Source organism: Streptomyces sp. NPDC002328 (assembly GCF_042890065.1).
Taxonomy (GTDB): Bacteria; Actinomycetota; Actinomycetes; order Streptomycetales; family Streptomycetaceae; genus Streptomyces.
Window position 1 is genome coordinate 187,336 of record NZ_JBIARQ010000013.1, and the last position, 15,359, is coordinate 202,694.

The 15,359-nt window shown below is 72.3% G+C and carries 16 protein-coding genes; 7 read left to right on the forward strand and 9 right to left on the reverse strand.

The window, feature by feature from the left end; all coding sequences use genetic code 11:
* Positions 1-19: 19 nt before the first annotated feature.
* Positions 20-859 carry an RNA polymerase sigma factor SigF gene (locus ACFYX4_RS28755; RefSeq protein ID WP_389339364.1) on the reverse strand — a complete coding sequence of 280 codons (840 nt, stop codon included), beginning with the start codon at positions 857-859 and terminating at the stop codon, positions 20-22.
* Between the two features lie 279 nt (positions 860-1,138).
* Here ACFYX4_RS28755 and ACFYX4_RS28760 point away from each other — a divergent pair, with 279 nt between their 5' ends.
* Positions 1,139-1,510 carry a helix-turn-helix domain-containing protein gene (locus ACFYX4_RS28760; protein ID WP_389339366.1) on the forward strand — a complete coding sequence of 124 codons (372 nt, stop codon included), beginning with the start codon at positions 1,139-1,141 and terminating at the stop codon, positions 1,508-1,510.
* A gap of 85 nt (positions 1,511-1,595) precedes the next feature.
* On the forward strand, positions 1,596-2,075 hold the full coding sequence (locus ACFYX4_RS28765) for a VOC family protein (RefSeq protein WP_389339368.1): 480 nt from the start codon (positions 1,596-1,598) through the stop codon (positions 2,073-2,075).
* A 3-nt stretch (positions 2,076-2,078) separates the two neighbouring features.
* On the opposite strand, the gene ACFYX4_RS28770 is transcribed toward ACFYX4_RS28765, so the two are convergent.
* Positions 2,079-2,975 (reverse strand): aminoglycoside phosphotransferase family protein, encoded by an 897-nt coding sequence (locus ACFYX4_RS28770; RefSeq protein ID WP_389339371.1) that lies wholly within the window; start codon positions 2,973-2,975, stop codon positions 2,079-2,081.
* Positions 2,976-3,165: 190 nt separating this feature from the next.
* Between ACFYX4_RS28770 and ACFYX4_RS28775 the strand changes: the two genes are divergently transcribed.
* Together ACFYX4_RS28775 and ACFYX4_RS28780 are read left to right on the forward strand one after the other, a co-directional pair.
* Positions 3,166-3,960 (forward strand): VOC family protein, encoded by a 795-nt coding sequence (locus tag ACFYX4_RS28775; protein WP_389339373.1) that lies wholly within the window; start codon positions 3,166-3,168, stop codon positions 3,958-3,960.
* A gap of 30 nt (positions 3,961-3,990) precedes the next feature.
* Positions 3,991-4,701, forward strand: coding sequence for a ribonuclease H (locus ACFYX4_RS28780; protein ID WP_389339375.1), 711 nt, complete (start codon positions 3,991-3,993; stop codon positions 4,699-4,701).
* Positions 4,702-4,729: 28 nt separating this feature from the next.
* On the opposite strand, the gene ACFYX4_RS28785 is transcribed toward ACFYX4_RS28780, so the two are convergent.
* From ACFYX4_RS28785 to ACFYX4_RS28795, 3 genes are all read right to left on the reverse strand, one after another.
* Positions 4,730-5,182, reverse strand: a complete 453-nt coding sequence (locus ACFYX4_RS28785; RefSeq protein ID WP_389339377.1) for an SRPBCC family protein — start codon at positions 5,180-5,182, stop codon at positions 4,730-4,732.
* Between the two features lie 110 nt (positions 5,183-5,292).
* Entirely contained in the window at positions 5,293-6,117 is an 825-nt protein-coding gene (locus tag ACFYX4_RS28790; RefSeq protein WP_389339379.1) for a tyrosinase family protein, read from the reverse strand.
* A gap of 32 nt (positions 6,118-6,149) precedes the next feature.
* Entirely contained in the window at positions 6,150-6,653 is a 504-nt protein-coding gene (locus ACFYX4_RS28795) for a tyrosinase family oxidase copper chaperone (RefSeq protein WP_389339381.1), read from the reverse strand.
* A gap of 349 nt (positions 6,654-7,002) precedes the next feature.
* On the opposite strand from ACFYX4_RS28795, the gene ACFYX4_RS28800 reads away from it, so the two are divergent.
* The 3 genes from ACFYX4_RS28800 (at position 7,003) to ACFYX4_RS28810 (ending at position 9,879) form a co-directional block, all read left to right on the forward strand.
* Entirely contained in the window at positions 7,003-8,256 is a 1,254-nt protein-coding gene (locus tag ACFYX4_RS28800; RefSeq protein ID WP_389339383.1) for an FAD-dependent monooxygenase, read from the forward strand.
* Between the two features lie 47 nt (positions 8,257-8,303).
* Positions 8,304-9,287: an aldo/keto reductase gene (locus ACFYX4_RS28805; protein WP_389339385.1), complete on the forward strand. Its 984-nt coding sequence runs from the start codon at positions 8,304-8,306 to the stop codon at positions 9,285-9,287.
* Between the two features lie 94 nt (positions 9,288-9,381).
* On the forward strand, positions 9,382-9,879 hold the full coding sequence (locus tag ACFYX4_RS28810) for a DUF6328 family protein (protein WP_389339387.1): 498 nt from the start codon (positions 9,382-9,384) through the stop codon (positions 9,877-9,879).
* 18 nt (positions 9,880-9,897) lie between these two features.
* Here ACFYX4_RS28810 and ACFYX4_RS28815 read toward each other — a convergent pair whose 3' ends face one another.
* From ACFYX4_RS28815 to ACFYX4_RS28830, 4 genes are all read right to left on the reverse strand, one after another.
* Positions 9,898-10,917, reverse strand: a complete 1,020-nt coding sequence (locus ACFYX4_RS28815; protein ID WP_389339389.1) for a hypothetical protein — start codon at positions 10,915-10,917, stop codon at positions 9,898-9,900.
* Positions 10,918-11,292: 375 nt separating this feature from the next.
* Complete coding sequence (locus tag ACFYX4_RS28820) at positions 11,293-12,264, reverse strand: LLM class F420-dependent oxidoreductase (RefSeq protein WP_389339391.1); 972 nt, start codon at positions 12,262-12,264, stop codon at positions 11,293-11,295.
* A gap of 69 nt (positions 12,265-12,333) precedes the next feature.
* Positions 12,334-13,989, reverse strand: coding sequence for a serine/threonine protein kinase (locus ACFYX4_RS28825; RefSeq protein ID WP_389339393.1), 1,656 nt, complete (start codon positions 13,987-13,989; stop codon positions 12,334-12,336).
* Positions 13,990-14,277: 288 nt separating this feature from the next.
* A complete protein-coding gene (locus ACFYX4_RS28830) occupies positions 14,278-15,237 on the reverse strand; it encodes a threonine/serine dehydratase (protein ID WP_389339503.1) in 960 nt (319 codons plus the stop codon).
* Between the last annotated feature and the right edge of the window lie 122 nt (positions 15,238-15,359).

Below are 15,359 nucleotides of genomic sequence, written 5' to 3' on the forward strand. Positions count from 1 at the left end.
GGCCCCGTCCGCTGTCCGCTCAGGCGCAGCCCAGTTCGCCCAGCATGCCCTGACGCAGTCGCGCGATGATCCGCTTGATCAGGCGGGAGACGTGCATCTGGGAGCAGCCGAGCCGCTCGCCGATCTCCGCCTGGGTGGCCTCCTCCACGAACCGCATGTGGAGGATCCGCCGGTCGCGCTCACCGAGCTCGGCCATCAGCGGGGCGAGTGACTGGAAGTCCTCGACGAGCCGCAGCCCGTCCTCCTCCACCCCGATGAAGTCGGCGAGGACCGCCTCGCCGCCCTCCGGGCCGTCGCCGGTGAGCGCCGCGTCGAGCGAGGAGGAGTTGTAGCCGTTGGAGGCGATCTGCGCCTCGACGACCTCGCTCTCCGCGAGGTTCATCAGCGTGGCCAGCTCGGCGACCGTCGGCTCGCGGTCCAGCCGGCCGGCCAGCTCGTCGCGCGCCTTCGCCAGCTCCACGCGCAGCTCCTGGAGCCGCCGCGGCACGTGCACCGCCCAGGTCGTGTCCCGGAAGAACCGCTTGATCTCGCCGACGATGTACGGCAGCGCGAACGACGTGAACTCCACCTCGCGGGAGATCTCGAACCGGTCGATGGCCTTGATCAGGCCGATCATGCCGGTCTGGACGATGTCGTCCATGTCGTCGCCCCGGCCCCGGAAGCGCCCGGCCGCGAACCGCACCAGCGACATGTTCATCTCGATGAGCGTGTTGCGCGCGTACTGGTAGTCGTGCGTGCCCTCCTCCAGCTCCGTCAGCCGCTGGAAGAACTGACGGGACAGCTCCCGTGCGTCGCGGGGGGCCACACTCCTGGGGTTCTCGACGACCTGTGCCTTCGACCCGATCACGGCGGTGTGCATTGCCTCTCCCAGCCTCTCCCTGCGGAAGTCACGACGTCACGGTTCGGTGTCCGCTGTACTCGGTGCGTGAGCGGCCCGGGGCATGGCAGGCCCGCTCACCGGGCGAATACCCCGACTTCGCCGACCCATGCGCACCCGTTCGCGGAACGGCCGGAACACCCGCTTCCCCCTGCCCGGCGCGCCCCAACACCCGCCCGGTGCGGTAGCCGTCGCTCCGCTTCCCCTCTGGGCGGAACGCCGGACCCTTCCCCAGGAGATCTTCGTTCCTAGGCTGTCAGGGTGAGCAACGAAGCGCCGAACCCCGCCCGCCCCGCCGAACCCCTCTGGCGTGACCTCGTCGGTGACGTCCTGCGCCGCGAACGCCAGGCCCAGCGGCGCACGCTGAAGGACGTCGCCGACGCGGCGCGCATCTCCATGCCGTACCTGTCGGAGGTGGAGCGAGGCCGCAAGGAGGCCTCCTCGGAGGTCCTCGCCGCCGCCGCCCGCGCCCTGGGCCTCGGCCTCGGCGACCTGCTGACCCGGGCACAGGGCGAACTCGTCCGGCTCGACAGCCGCCGCCACCGCGCCGGACGCCCGGCGCACACGCCGTCGAGCGCCGTCCTGCCCTCCGCCGCCGCCCGTCCGTACCGGGGACTCGCTCTGGCCGCCTGACGCCCGACCGATGAGTTCCGGGGCGCGGACCGGTCGACACTGTTGACCGCGCTCCGCGCCCCGTTCCCCCTCCGAGGAGGACCGCATGAACACCGACGGATTCACCACGTGTCTCTGGTTCGACGGCCAGGCCGAGGAAGCAGCCCACCACTACACGTCGATCTTCAAGAACTCCAGCGTCGGAGACGTCATCCGCTACAGCGAGGCCGGGCCGGGCGTCCCCGGAACCGTGCTCACCGTGGAGTTCACCGCGAACGGCCAGAAGTTCGTCGGCCTGAACGGCGGCCCCGAGTTCAAGTTCAACGAGGCGATCTCCTTCCAGATCGACTGCGAGGACCAGGAGGAGGTCGACCACTACTGGAACAAGCTGCTCGAAGGCGGCGGCGAACCCGGCCCCTGCGGCTGGCTCAAGGACAAGTACGGCGTGTCCTGGCAGATCGTCCCCCGGCAGTTCCTGGAGATGGTCGCCGGCCCGGGGGAGAAGGCCGCCCGCGCCATGAAGGCCATGTTCTCCATGGGCAAGCTCGACCTCGCCGCCCTCCAGAAGGCCTACGACGGGGAGTGACCGTCAGCGGTCGTCCGCCTCGGCCAGGATCTCCTTGATCACATGCCGGGAGTTCTCCGCCAGCGGCGGATTGGTCTCCCAGTAGAACGGCAGCGCGATCAGCGCGATCGACAGCGCCCACCCCCGGCCGCGCGCCCACTCGGCGTCGTCCGCGCCCACCGCCTCCCGGAAGCGGGCGCGGGCCGACGCCGGCAGCAGGTTCCAGGCCACGATCAGGTCGACCGCCGGATCGCCCACCCCCACGGTGCCGAAGTCGATCACCGCGGTCAGCCGGCCGTCCTCGACCAGCACGTTCATCGGCGACAGATCGCCGTGCGCCCACACGGGCGGCGCGGTGCGGGCCGGCACGCGCAGGGACTCCTCCCACAGGGCGGTGACCGCGCGGGTGTCGATCCGCCCGTCCAGTTGCGCGACGGCGGCCCGGGTGGCCGCGTCCCGCTCCGCGAGCGGCACACCCCGGTGGTTGGGCGGCCCGTCCCGAGTGTCGACCCCGCGCAGCCCGGCGACGAACGCCCCCAGCTCCGCCGCCAGCGCCTCCGGCCGTTCGACGGCGCCCGCGACCGGATTGCGGCCCTCCAGCCACCGGTAGACCGACCACGGCCAGGGGAACCCCTCGCCCGGCCCGCCCCGCTCCAGCGGCACGGGCGCGGGAACCGTCAGCCGCGGCCCCAGCCGGGCCAGCCAGCGCTGCTCGTGCGCCACGTCCGCCACCGCGCCGGGATGCCGGGGCAGCCTGACCACCTTGTCGGTCCCCAGCCGGAACATCGCGTTCTCGGTCCCGGCGGACGGCAACCGCCGCACCGGCAGCCCCGCCCACCGCGGGAACTGCGCGGCCACCAGCCGGCTCACCAGCTCCGCGTCCACGTCGACCTCGTCCGGCCGCATCCTCACAGCACACATGCGCCACATTCCACGTGCCCGACACCCCGGCCGTCCAACGGATTTGGGGCCCGGCCGGTCGCAACGGGCCGCTGCCTCCCCGCGCCCCGGCCCACGCGGACGGGACAGAACCGCCGTTCGGCGCGCGGGGGGCCAGACGGGTGGATAGCGTGAGGGAACGGACGTCCACCTCTGCGGAAGGGCCGCCGCCATGGCCGTGCAACCCGAGGGAGCCCCCTGCTGGGCCGACGCGATGTTCAGCGACGTCGAGGGGGCCAAGAGCTTCTACGGCGACGTCCTCGGCTGGACCTTCGGCGAGTCGTCGTCGGAGTACGGCAACTACACGCAGGCCTACGCCGACGGCAAGGCGGTCGCCGCCGTCGTCCCGCCGATGCCCGGTCAGGAGGGCCAGTCCCAGTGGTGCCTCTACCTCGCCTCCGCGGACGCGTCCGCCACCGCCGCGAAGATCCGTGAGCACGGCGGGGAACTGCTGATGGAGCCCATGCAGGTCGGCGAGTTCGGCAGCATGTGCCTGGCCCGCGAGCCCAGCGGCGCGGTCTTCGGCGTCTGGCAGGCGGGCACGCACGAGGGCTTCGAAACGATGGGCACACCCGGCGCCTACGCCTGGTGCGAGGTCTTCACCCGCGAGCCGGAGAAGGCCGACGCCTTCTTCTCCGCCGTCTTCGGCTACCGGCAGCACCGGCTGGAGGGCGAGGAGATGGACTTCCGCCTGTACGACCTCGGCGACCGCCCCCTCCTCGGCCGGCTGCGGATGACGGACGACTTCCCGCCCGAGGTCCCGTCCTACGTCAACGTCTACTTCACCGTCCCCGACTGCGACGACGCCGTCGCCAAGGCGACCAAGCTCGGCGCGGTCCTGCGGTCCAGCCCGATGACCACCCCGTTCGGCCGGTTCGCCGCCCTCACCGACCCGCAGGGCGCCGACCTCTCGGTGATCGACGTCGACACCACCGAGGGCGAGATGCCGACGACCACCGAGGTGTAGTCCAGGACCGGGCAGTCGGCCGACCATGGCATGATCGTGCGCATGCGTGAACGAGTGGTGGCCGCGTGCGACGGGGCTTCGAAGGGAAACCCGGGACCCGCGGCCTGGGCATGGGTGGTCTCCGACGACGCCGGGACCCCGGCCCGCTGGGAGGCCGGCCCGCTCGGCCGGGCCACCAACAACGTCGCCGAACTCACCGCGCTGGAAAAGCTGTTGGCGTCGACCGACCCAGGCGTGCCGCTCGAGGTCCGGATGGACTCGCAGTACGCCATGAAGGCCGTCACCACCTGGCTGCCCGGCTGGAAGCGCAACGGCTGGAAGACCTCCGCCGGCAAGCCGGTCGCCAACCAGGAACTCGTCGTCCGCATCGACGAACTGCTCGACGGCCGCTCGGTCGACTTCCGCTATGTGCCCGCCCACCAGGTGGACGGCGACCCGCTCAACGACTTCGCCGACCGGGCCGCCAGCCAGGCGGCGAGCGTCCAGCAGCCCGCGGGCAGCGACCTCGGCTCGCCCGAGCCGCCGCCCTCGCCCGACACCCCGCCGTCCGGCGGCGGCGCACGCCGCAAGGCCGCCGGGGGCAAGTCGCCCCGGCGGCCCGGCGGTTCGTCCGCCCGCACCATCAAGGCCAAGTTCCCCGGCCGTTGCGTGTGCGGGCGTTCCTATGCGGCGGGGGAGCCGATCGCCAAGAACGATCAGGGCTGGGGCCACCCGGAGTGCCGTACCGCTGCCGCGGACTGAGCACGCCGGGTGGGCGCCGCGGCGTCGGTCAGGTGACCACGCCGCGCCAGCCGCCCGACTCGCGGCCGCGCTCCTCGATGTACTCCTTGAAGCGCGACAGGTCGCCCTTCGTCTGCCGCTTGACGAAGCCGAGCTTGTCGCCGACGGTCTCGGCGAGACCATGCGGCTCGAAGTCCAGCTGGAGCATCACCTTGGTGTGCTCGTCGTCGAGGCGGTGGAAGGTCACCACGCCGGCCTGCCGGGTCTCCCCGGAGACCGTCGTCCAGGCGACCCGCTCGTCCGGGATCTGTTCGGTGATCTCGGCGTCGAACTCGCGATGCACACCGTTCACCTCCGTGACCCAGTGCGTGAGCGTGTCGGTGCGCTGTTCGACGCGCTCCACCCCGCTCATGAACTCGGGGAACGACTCGAACTGCGTCCACTGGTTGTAGGCCGTGTGCACGGGCACGCCGACCTCGATGGATTCCTCGACCTGCGTCACGGTCGTCTCCTCCTTGGCTCTCTTCGGGTACGTGTCGCCCGGGTACCCGGGGCCTCCCGGGCGAACCACCCTTTTGATCATTCGACGGCCTGGACGGTCGGCTCGCCCGGTCAGTCGGTGTCGAACGTGTAGTGCCGGGTGTGGTCGAGGAGGTCCGCCGGGGTGGTGTCGTTCCACGGCTTCATCGTCTCGTCGAGGTCGACGACGTTCGGCGTGCCCGCGGCCGGGACGTACGCGGAGCCCGGGTGCCGGCGCTGCCACTCGGCCCACAGCTTGTCGATGTAGGCGTGGTGCAGCCAGAACACCGGGTCGTTGGGGGAGACCCCGGTCGCCATCTGCCCGCCCACCCAGACATGGACCCGGTTGTGCAGGTTCACGCCCCGCCACCCCTCCAGGTGGTTGCGGAAGCCGTCCGAGGCGCTGTTCCACGGCGCCATGTCGTACGTCGACATCGCGAGCACCGAGTCCACCTCGGCCCGGGTGGGCAGCCCGCGTCCGGTCGCCCCCAGCGCGCGCCGCAGGAACGTGCGGCCGTCCACGCGCACCGTGATGGGCCAGTTGCCGGTGGACGCGGCGAACGGCCCGTCCATCACCCGGCCGTCGGCGCTGCGGCCGGTGCCGCCGAGGAAGTCCGGCGCCCACAGCGAGGCGCGCACCGTGCGGTCGACGGACCAGTCCCAGTAGGGCAGGTTCACCGAGGAGTCGACCGCCTGGAGCGCCCGCTCGAACTCCAGCAGGAATCTGCGGTGCCACGGCAGGAACGACGGCGAACGGTGGCCGGTGCGTTCGCCGTTGTCGGTGTCGCCGAGGATGAAGGCGTTGTGCGTGGTGACGAACGCGTCGTAGCGGCCGCTGCGCTTGAGCTCGATGACGGCGGCGACGAAACGGCGCTTCTCGTCGGCGGTGAGGGACGCCTGGTTCTTGCGGACGGTCATGTGCGGATGCTCCAGGTGTGCGGGAGGGACGGTCAGTTGGCGGGGAACGGCAGGAGCGTGGCGCCGCGCAGTTCGTCCACGGCGGCACGGGCGGCGGCGCGGGGGGTGGCCACCGGGTCGTAATGGCTGACGACGCTGATCCAGGTGCCGTCGGCGTTGCGCATCAGGTGCAACTCGACGCCGTCGACGAACACGGCGTATCCGGCGCCGTGGTGGCCTCCGCCGTGATCGCCGCCGCCGTGGTTCCCGCCGTCGTGGTTCCCGCCGTCGTGGTGGCCGCCTCCGGTCGTCGAACGGCCCTGTATCCGGCGGCCCTTGTAGACCTCGTCGAAGGGGGCGGGGGTGGCGGCGGCGGAACCGGCGGCACGGGGCCGGCCGCCGGCGTGGGCGGAGTGGGCCGAGTGGGCGGAGTGCGCCGGGTCGGCGGTGTGGTGGTCGCCCGTCCTGGCGGCGGCGGTGGCCACGGTCTGGACGCCGGCGGTCGCGGCGAGGGCGGCCACGGCGGTGAGCGCGCGACGACGGTTGATTTCCGGCATGCGGGACCTCCTGGGGTGGGTTCGGTGGACGACCCCGCATGCCTATCGGCCGGTCCGAGAGCCGGAGAAATCGCTTCGGAGGGGTTGGCTGTGATCAGGACAATCAATCACATGTCGTGCAATGTTGAATGAAGATGATCTTGCCGCCGAGATGGCACGGCAGGGGTGGAAGAGGCAATTCCTTTCCGTACGAGCCACCCTTTCGGGGGACTTTTGGCGCACGGCTGCACCGGCGGTGGTGTGGCTCACGTGGGAAAAGTGACGGAATCCGGCACCCGGGCCGTCCGAGGCACTCCCCGACCGTTGCTACCCTGCGTCGTCAACTGACCGCGTCCGGTAATACCTAGGGGTGTGCGTGAAGGTCGCCTGTGTCGGCGGCGGGCCCGCCGGCCTGTATCTCTCGATCCTGCTCAAGCGGCAGGACCCGTCCCACGACATCACCGTCTACGAACGCAACCCGGAGGGCTCCACCTACGGCTGGGGCGTCACCTACTGGCGAGCGCTCCTGGACCAACTGCACGCGCACGACCCGGAGTCGGCGCGCGCCGTCGAGGAGAGCTCCGTCCGCTGGGACCAAGGCATCGCTCATGTACGGGAGTTGTCGACCCGTCAGCCCGGCGACGCGGGCCACGGCATCGGCCGGCACCGGCTGCTGGAGATCCTCGCCGACCGCGCCCGAACGCTGGGCGTACGGCTGGAGTTCGAGCACGAGATCACGGCGGAGGACATCCCGGACGCCGACCTGGTCGTGGCGGCCGACGGCGTCCACAGCGCGCTGCGCTCCCCGCACGCCGGGCATTTCGGCACCGAGCTCAAGCCCGGCCGCAATCCCTACGTCTGGCTCGGCACCACCAAGGTCTTCGACTCCTTCACCTTCGCCTTCGTCGAGACCGACCACGGCTGGATCTGGTGCTACGGCTACCCGTTCAGCGCCGAGCAGAGCACCGTCGTCATCGAGTGCGGCCCCGAGACCCTGGCCGGACTCGGCCTGGACCGGGCCACCGGTCCCGAAGGGGCCGGCGTGACCGGCAGCGCCGCCGAGGCCGACGGGCTCGCCCGGCTGGAGCAGCTCTTCGCGCACATCCTCGACGGCCACCGGCTGGTGGGCCGCGCCGCCGCCGACGGCAGCACCTCCTGGCTGACCTTCCGCACCCTCACCAACCGCACCTGGCACCGCGGCAACCTGGTCCTGCTCGGCGACGCCGCCCACACCACCCACTACTCCATCGGCGCCGGCACCACCCTCGCCCTGGAGGACGCCTTCGCGCTGGCCGACGCCCTGCGCGAGGGCCCCGACCTCCCGCAGGCCCTCCTGCGCTACGAGCGGGGACGCCAGTCGGAGCTGCTCTCCCTCCAGAGCGCGGCCCGCTACAGCGCCCAGTGGTACGAGAACCTCACCCGCTACATCCACCTCCCCCCGGAGCGGATGTTCGCCCTGCTCGGCCAGCGTCACTCACCCCTGCTGCCCTACGTCCCGCCCCAGCTGTACTACCGGCTCGACCGGGCCGCGGGGCAGATGGAGGCGCTGCGCCGGTTCAAGCGCTGGCTCGGCCCGAAGCTCGCCCGGACGGCGCACGCCCGGGAGCTGACCTCCCGCAAGTAGCCCCCGGCGGGTCCGCGAGGGGGTGCGGCGGGTGACAGACTGACGCCATGGACGAGCGCGAATTCGGTAGGTCTGGTCAGCACGCATCCGTCGTAGGTCTCGGCACCTGGCAGCTCGGCGCCGACTGGGGAGACGTCGACGACAAGGAGGCCCTCACGGTCCTGGAGGCGGCGGCCGAATCGGGGGTCACCTTCTTCGACACCGCCGACGTCTACGGCGACGGGCGCAGCGAGCAGACCATCGCCGCCTTCCTGAGCGGCCGGCCCGATCTGCACGTGCTGGTCGCCACCAAGATGGGCCGCCGCGTCGAACAGATCCCCCAGAACTACGTCCTGGACAACTTCCGCGCCTGGAACGACCGCTCCCGCCGCAACCTCGGCGTCGACCGTATCGACCTGGTGCAGCTGCACTGCCCGCCCAGCCCCGTCTACTCCTCCGACGAGGTCTTCGACGCGCTCGACACCCTGGTCGCGGAGGAGCGCATCGCCCGCTACGGCGTCAGCGTGGAGACCTGCGCCGAGGCTCTCACCGCGATCGCCCGCCCCGGCGTGGCCAGCGTGCAGATCATCCTGAACCCGTTCCGGATGAAGCCTCTGTACGAGGTGCTTCCCGCGGCCCGGGAGGCCGGCGTCGGCGTCATCGCGCGCGTCCCGCTCGCCTCCGGGCTGCTGTCCGGCAAGTACACCGAGGCCACCGTCTTCCCGGAGAACGACCACCGCACCTACAACCGGCACGGCGAGGCTTTCGACCAGGGCGAGACCTTCTCCGGCGTGGACTACGCGACCGGCGTGCGGGCCGCCGCCGAGTTCGCCGCCCTCGCCCCCGACGGGTGCACCCCGGCCCAGCTGGCCCTGCGCTGGATCATTCAGCAGCCCGGCGTGACCACCGTGATCCCGGGCGCCCGCTCGCCCGAGCAGGCCCGCGCCAACGCGGCCGCCGCCAAGCTGCCCGACCTCCCTGGGGAGACCCTCGCGGCGGTCAGGGAACTGTACGAACGGCGCATCAAGCAGCAGGTCGAAGGGCGCTGGTAGCCGGACCGCGCAAAAGCCGGTCGGCAGGAAACGCCGATCAGTGGGTACTCGCCGGGGAGGAGACCGAACGGTCATACGAACTGGGGAGGATCAGGTGACGGACACCGCAGCCGGGGTCGAGCGGCGCAGAGGGCGCGACGAGACCGAGGAGGAGAGAGCGGACCGGATGTGGGGGGAGCTGATCCAGGAGGTCCGGGTCGCCCAGACGGGCGTGCAGATCCTCTTCGGTTTCCTGCTCACCGTCGTGTTCACACCGCGCTACGCGGACCTGGCGGACGTCGACAAGGCCATCTACATCGTGACGGTCGTCCTGGGGGCCTGTGCCACCGGCGCCCTGATAGGCCCGGTGTCGCTGCACCGGCTCGTCTCCGGGCGCCGGGTGAAGCCGCAGGCCGTCACCTGGGCCTCCAGGATGACCTTCATCGGTCTGATCCTCCTGCTCGCCACCATGACCTCGGCCCTGCTGCTGGTCCTGCGGGTGGCGACCCACGACGACTTCGTGCCCTACCTCGTCACCGCCGTGGTCCTCTGGTACCTGCTGTTCTGGTTCGGGGTGCCGCTGTGGACGCGTCGCCGCTACACCTCGCGGTGACGCCCCGCACCGGCGCTCTCACTCCCGAGGGCCACGGGTCCCGCGCAGGGCCGTGAGGCAGCTGCCGATCGCCTGCTGGAGCTCCTCCAACTGCTGGACCATGTCGTCCTCGTAGAAGTCCTGCGCGTCGTCGAAGGTCAGCTCCTCGAACGCCTTCGTCGCCTTCTGGAGGCTGCTGTAGAACTTCGTGCGGCGCTCCCGCACCCGTAGTTCCGGGTCGGCCTCCACGGCTTCCACGACCAGGCCCTTGAGCGTGCCGTAGGCCTCGGTGGCCCACTCGGCGGCGTCCTCGCCCTCGTCCAGCTCGTCGATCAGCGACAGATGCCGTTCGGCCTCCTCGCGCAGCTCGACGGGGGCGTCGACGGTCTGCCCGGCCGGGGTCTTGATCAGGCCCGACTCGGCGATCTGGCGGACGTAGCCGATGCGGTCGGCGGAGCGGCTCTCGCTGGCGACGGCCTTCTTCAGGTCGTCGGTGCGCACGACGTCGCGGGCCAGCTCGGTCTGGAGCTCCGGGTCCTCCCGGAGCCGGTCCAGGAGGGCGGCGCGGGCCGCTCGGGCGGTGCAGGGGTCGGCGAGGATCGCGGCGCGCAGGGCGGTGGGGTTCTCCGCGACCTCCAGCGCCTTGGTGGGGCGGATCCCCTCGGCCTCGGCGGCCTCGGCGATCGCCGTGCCGCGCTCGGAGCCGGCGCTGGAGCGGGCCACGTAGTACGCCGACCACACGTCGGCGTCCGGGAGTTCGACCTCCTGGCCGGGGGCCAGCTCCTCGAAGTGCGGGACGAGACCGTCGTCGGCGGCGCGGTCCCAGGCCTTGTAGTAGCGCATCACGCGCTCGGGGGAGCAGTCGGCCAGCTCGGCGAACTCCTTCGCCGACACCTTGGGCGTCTCGCCCGCGATCTGCCCGCCGGGCCGGACACTGCGCGCCACCTTCAGCCCGAAGGCCCAGCCGCCGGTCCGCGCGTACGCGCCGAACTCCCGCGCGTCACGCGCCACCAGCTCGGACGCGGGCGCGTCGCTCGGGCTCTCGATCGCCAGGGTCACGGGCGCATCTCCTCGCAGGCTGCCGGAACGCACGACGCGGAACACGAACGCGCGGACCGGCAGCCTACCGGGATCCGGACCCGGCCCCGGCGGACGCCGACGCCACCCCGGCGACGCCGACGACATCCCGGCGGACGCCACCGACGCTCCGGCGACGCCGACGACATCCCGGCGGACGCCACCGACGCTCCGGCGACGCCGATGACATCCCGGCGGACGCCACCGACGCTCCGGCGACGCCGACGACACCCCGGCGGAAGCTGCCGACGCCTCGGCGGAAGCCGAAGACGCCCCGGCGGAAGCTGCCAACGCCCCGGCCGGAAGCTGCCGACGCGCCGGCCATCGCCGGCGACGCCCCGGCCGGTGTCAGTGACGTCAGCCGAAGGCGTTCCGCAGCGCCGGCAGCAGCGTCTTCTCCGACCAGTCCAGGTACGCCGGCTGTGAGTCACCGCCGATCTGCACCAGGGCGACCTCGGTGAACCCGGCCTCCGCGTACGGGCGTACGGCCTCGACGAAGGCCTCCGGGTCGTCGCCGCAGGGGATCGCGGCGGCGACGTCGTCGGGCCGTACGAACTGGGTCGCCGACTCGAAGGAATCCGGGTGCGGCAGCTCGGAGTTGACCTTCCAGCCGCTGCCGAACCAGCGGAACTGCGAGTGCGCCCGCTTCACCGCCGTGTCCCGGTCGGGGTCGTAGCAGACCGGCAGCTGGCCCACGCGCGCCTTGCCCGTGCCGCCGTGCCGGTCGAACGCCTCCAGCAGACCGGCCTTGGGCTCCGTCGCGATCACCAGGTCGCCGAGCCGGCCGGCGAGCCGGCACGACTGCTCACCGGAGACCGCGATGCCGATCTCCGGCGGCTTCTCGGGGAGGTCCCACAGCCGCGCCGACTCCACGTCGAAATGCGTGCCGTGCCGGGTGACGTGCCCGCCCTCGAACAGCGCGCGGATGATGTCCACGGCCTCCTCGAGCATCTCGTGCCGCACGTCCACGGAGGGCCAACCGCCGCCCACCACATGCTCGTTGAGGTTCTCCCCGGAGCCCAGGCCCAGCCGGAAGCGGCCCTCGGCCAGCAGTTGGAGGGTCGCCGCCTTCTGCGCCACGACCGCCGGGTGGTAGCGGACGGTGGGACACGTCACGTACGTCATCAGCGGAATGCGCGACGTCGCCTGCGCGGCGGCGCCCAGCACGCTCCACGCGTACGGCGCGTGGCCCTGGGACCGCAGCCACGGGAAGTAGTGGTCCGACGTCACCGAGAAGTCGAACCCGACCTCCTCGGCGCGCACCACGTGGTCGACCAGCTCACGCGGGCCGGCCTGTTCGGTCATCATCGTGTATCCGATTCGCACCATGCGCCCCGAGTCCCCGGGGGACGGGGGAGGAAACGGGCCGTTCGGATCACGCCGCGGACGCGGGCGGGCTCAGGCCGGCGTGCCCCGGAAGGTCTTCAGGAACGCGGCGAGGGCCTGCTGGTTCCCGCTCTTCCGCCAGTCCGCGGCGGGCGTCGTCCAGCGCAGCGAGAAGCCGCTGTGGTCGCCGATGAGGAAGCCTCGCCCGAACGTGCGCACCTGCTCGCCGTCGACGTCCACGACCCACTCCATGTCGGCCGCCTTGTAGCCCTGGTACGTCGTCGCCTCGATGGCGCCGAGGCGCCGGAAGCCGGCCTTCTTGCGCAGGTCGGGCTCGACGGTTTCGCGCCACACGGCCACCGGGTCCGGGCCCAGCACCTCGCTGTAGGTCACCGCGAGGGTGCGCGGATCGCCCGCCGCGCCGAAGGTGACGCGGTAGGCGAGGTCGGAGGAGCGCGAGGTGTCCACCCGCTTGAAGTTCTTCGGGAGCGCGACCGAGAAGCCCTCGGGGGCGCGGTAGACGGCGAACCCGGCCGGCAGGGCGCCGGCGGAGGCGCTCGGCGACGGCGACGGCTTCGGCGAGGTCGCCGGCGGCGACGCGGGGGCGGACGTCGTCGGGGCGACGGTCTCGGCCGGCGGCGCCGACGGGGCGCCGGAGCCTCTGCCGCCCAGGTCGTCGCCGGGCGGCGGCGGGGACGCGCTGGGCTGGGTCTGCGCGCCGGTGGCCGCCGTGTCGTCGGTGCCGGGCAGCCGTCCGGTCGCGGCGAGCGCGGCCACCGCCACGGCGACGACGGCCAGCGCCGTCCCCGCCGCCACCGTGCGCCCGCTCCAGCGCGGGCCGGCGAGCCGGGCGAACCCGGGTGCGCGCGGCGTGGGCTCCTCGAGCATCGGCGCGTGCGGGTCCTCGTCGAGGACGCGGGCCAGGGTCTGGCGCACCACCGGCCGGGTCAGGCGTTCCCGGGAGTCCTTGCGCAGCAGCCCCTGCACGGTCGGCCCCAGCGGCCCGGCCCGCAGCGGGGTGCGCAGCGGCAGCCGGTCCACGCCCTTCAGCGTGGTCTCCGGCCGGTCCCGGTCCCGGTACGGCGGCCGTCCCTCGACCATCGTGTAGAGGATCGCGCCCAGCGCCCACAGGTCGGCCGCCGGGCCGATGCGCTCGTCCCGCGCCTGCTCCGGGGAGGCGTACGCAGGCGCGGCCACCCGGGGGACGAGCGTGGCGCCGGCGAGGCCGAACCCGGTGACGACGACCGGTCCGCGCGCCCGCACGTAGATCTGGCCGGGGCTGAGCTCGCCGTGGGTGATGCCCTCGCCGTGCGCGGCCTCCAGCACGTCGAGCAGCTCCAGCCCGATCGCGGCGGCCCTGGTCGTGCGGAAGGCGCCCTTCTGTTCGAGGAGCTGGCCGAGCGGCAGTCCGTCGATCCACTCGGTGACGGTCCACAGGGCGCCGTCCTCCACGACGGCGTCGAGGACCGTGGCGACCCGGCCGGGACACAGCCCGGCCATCGTCTCCGACATGCGCAGCACGCGGTCGGCGATCTGGAGCGAGTCCTCCGGGCCGAGGCCCTCGGGCAGTCCGATGCGCGTGACCAGGCACGGCCGGGGGCCTGCCGGGTCCTCGACGAACTCCCCGTACCAGCCGACGCGGTTCGTCTCGCGGTGGACGACGTCGAGGAGCCGGTACCGCCCGGCGATCAACTCGTTCCTGGAGACGTGCGCCTTGACCATGGTCATCCTTCGCTGAGCCGCCGGAGTTCCCTTTCCCAGTGGTACGGCGGCCGAGAGGTGATGTGTTCAAGACGGCCGCAACTCCGGTGCGATTCCTGTCTTTCATTCAAAAACGCCGAGCATATGTGCGACGAAATGAAATTACTTCGGGCCGTCCAGGGGTGTAACCAGCGGTAAACAGTTGTGCGGCGTCTCAGGGGGCGTCTCGTGCGCGTCTCGTCCGGCGTCTCCGGAAACGTCCTCCGCCGTGCCCGGCGCATTGCACGACGGAGGCCCCTCGAAGGCTTTTCTTTCTCAGCGCAGCCCGAACCGCTCGACCCAGGACGAGATGTCCCCGGTCGACGCATTGCCCCCGCACACCACCAATCCGATCCGCGCGCCGTCCCCCACCCGCTCCACCACCCGCCGGGCCGCCGGCAGCAGGCACCCGGCGGCCGGCTCGGTCCACGCCTTGGCGTGCTCGGCGAACTCCACCGAGCCCCGCACCGCCTCCCGGTCCGGCACCACCAGCACCTCGTCCACCAGCGCCGCGACATGGTCGTACGTCAGCTGCGAGACGGCCGGCGCGCTCAGCGTGGACACCACGGACGACAGCTCCACCGGCACCGGACCGCCCGCCGCCAGCGCCCGGGACATCGCCTCCGCGCCCTCGGTCTCCACGCCCCAGACCCGCACCCCCGGCCGACGGGCCCGCAGAGCCGCCGCGACCCCGGAGATCAGCCCGCCGCCCCCGACGCTCACCACGACGTCGGTCAGCTCGTCCGCGTCCTCGTCGAGCTCCAGCCCGACCGTGCCCTGACCGGCGACGACCGCCGGATCGTCGAACGGGTGGACGAGCGTGAGACCGTCCTCCCGCAGCCGGTCCACCAGCGCGAACGCCTCCGCCATCCCGTCCGTCAGCCGCACCGACGCGCCCGCCTCCTCGACGATCGCGACGGAACGCGCCGGCGCCGAGCGCGGCATCACCACCGTGGCCTTCACATCCAGCGCGGCGGACATGACCGCCACCGCGATCCCGTGGTTGCCGCCGCTGACGGCCACCACCCCGGCCGCCCGCTCGGCCCGGCCCAGCGACAGCAGCTTCGCCGTCGCCCCGCGCGCCTTGAAGGACCCGGTGCGCTGCAACGACTCCAGTTTCACGGTCACGGGGACGCCGAGCAGCGCGGTCAGCCCGGGGCTCGCAAGGGTCGGGGTGCGCACCACGTGCCCCGCGATGCGCTCCGCCGTGGCTTCGATGTCCGAGACACCGAGGATGCCGATCAAGACGATCACCTTCCTGATGCGCACGGTTCCGTGCGCCCGCCACGCAGCCTTTCGCGCGGTGACGGACCAGGTCAACAGCGGTCGGCAGCGAGCCGGGACCGGGGCCGGGGACG

Bases quoted from the DNA above. Each gene is read 5' to 3' on its own strand.
- ACFYX4_RS28780 (WP_389339375.1), top strand. From the start codon at position 3,991: ATGATCGTGCGCATGCGTGAACGAGTGGTGGCCGCGTGCGACGGGGCT.
- ACFYX4_RS28770 (WP_389339371.1), bottom strand. From the start codon at position 2,975: ATGTGTGCTGTGAGGATGCGGCCGGACGAGGTCGACGTGGACGCGGAG.
- ACFYX4_RS28755 (WP_389339364.1), bottom strand. From the start codon at position 859: ATGCACACCGCCGTGATCGGGTCGAAGGCACAGGTCGTCGAGAACCCC.
- ACFYX4_RS28795 (WP_389339381.1), bottom strand. From the start codon at position 6,653: ATGCCGGAAATCAACCGTCGTCGCGCGCTCACCGCCGTGGCCGCCCTC.
- ACFYX4_RS28820 (WP_389339391.1), bottom strand. From the start codon at position 12,264: ATGGTGCGAATCGGATACACGATGATGACCGAACAGGCCGGCCCGCGT.
- ACFYX4_RS28790 (WP_389339379.1), bottom strand. From the start codon at position 6,117: ATGACCGTCCGCAAGAACCAGGCGTCCCTCACCGCCGACGAGAAGCGC.
- ACFYX4_RS28775 (WP_389339373.1), top strand. From the start codon at position 3,166: ATGGCCGTGCAACCCGAGGGAGCCCCCTGCTGGGCCGACGCGATGTTC.
- ACFYX4_RS28805 (WP_389339385.1), top strand. From the start codon at position 8,304: ATGGACGAGCGCGAATTCGGTAGGTCTGGTCAGCACGCATCCGTCGTA.
- ACFYX4_RS28825 (WP_389339393.1), bottom strand. From the start codon at position 13,989: ATGACCATGGTCAAGGCGCACGTCTCCAGGAACGAGTTGATCGCCGGG.
- ACFYX4_RS28765 (WP_389339368.1), top strand. From the start codon at position 1,596: ATGAACACCGACGGATTCACCACGTGTCTCTGGTTCGACGGCCAGGCC.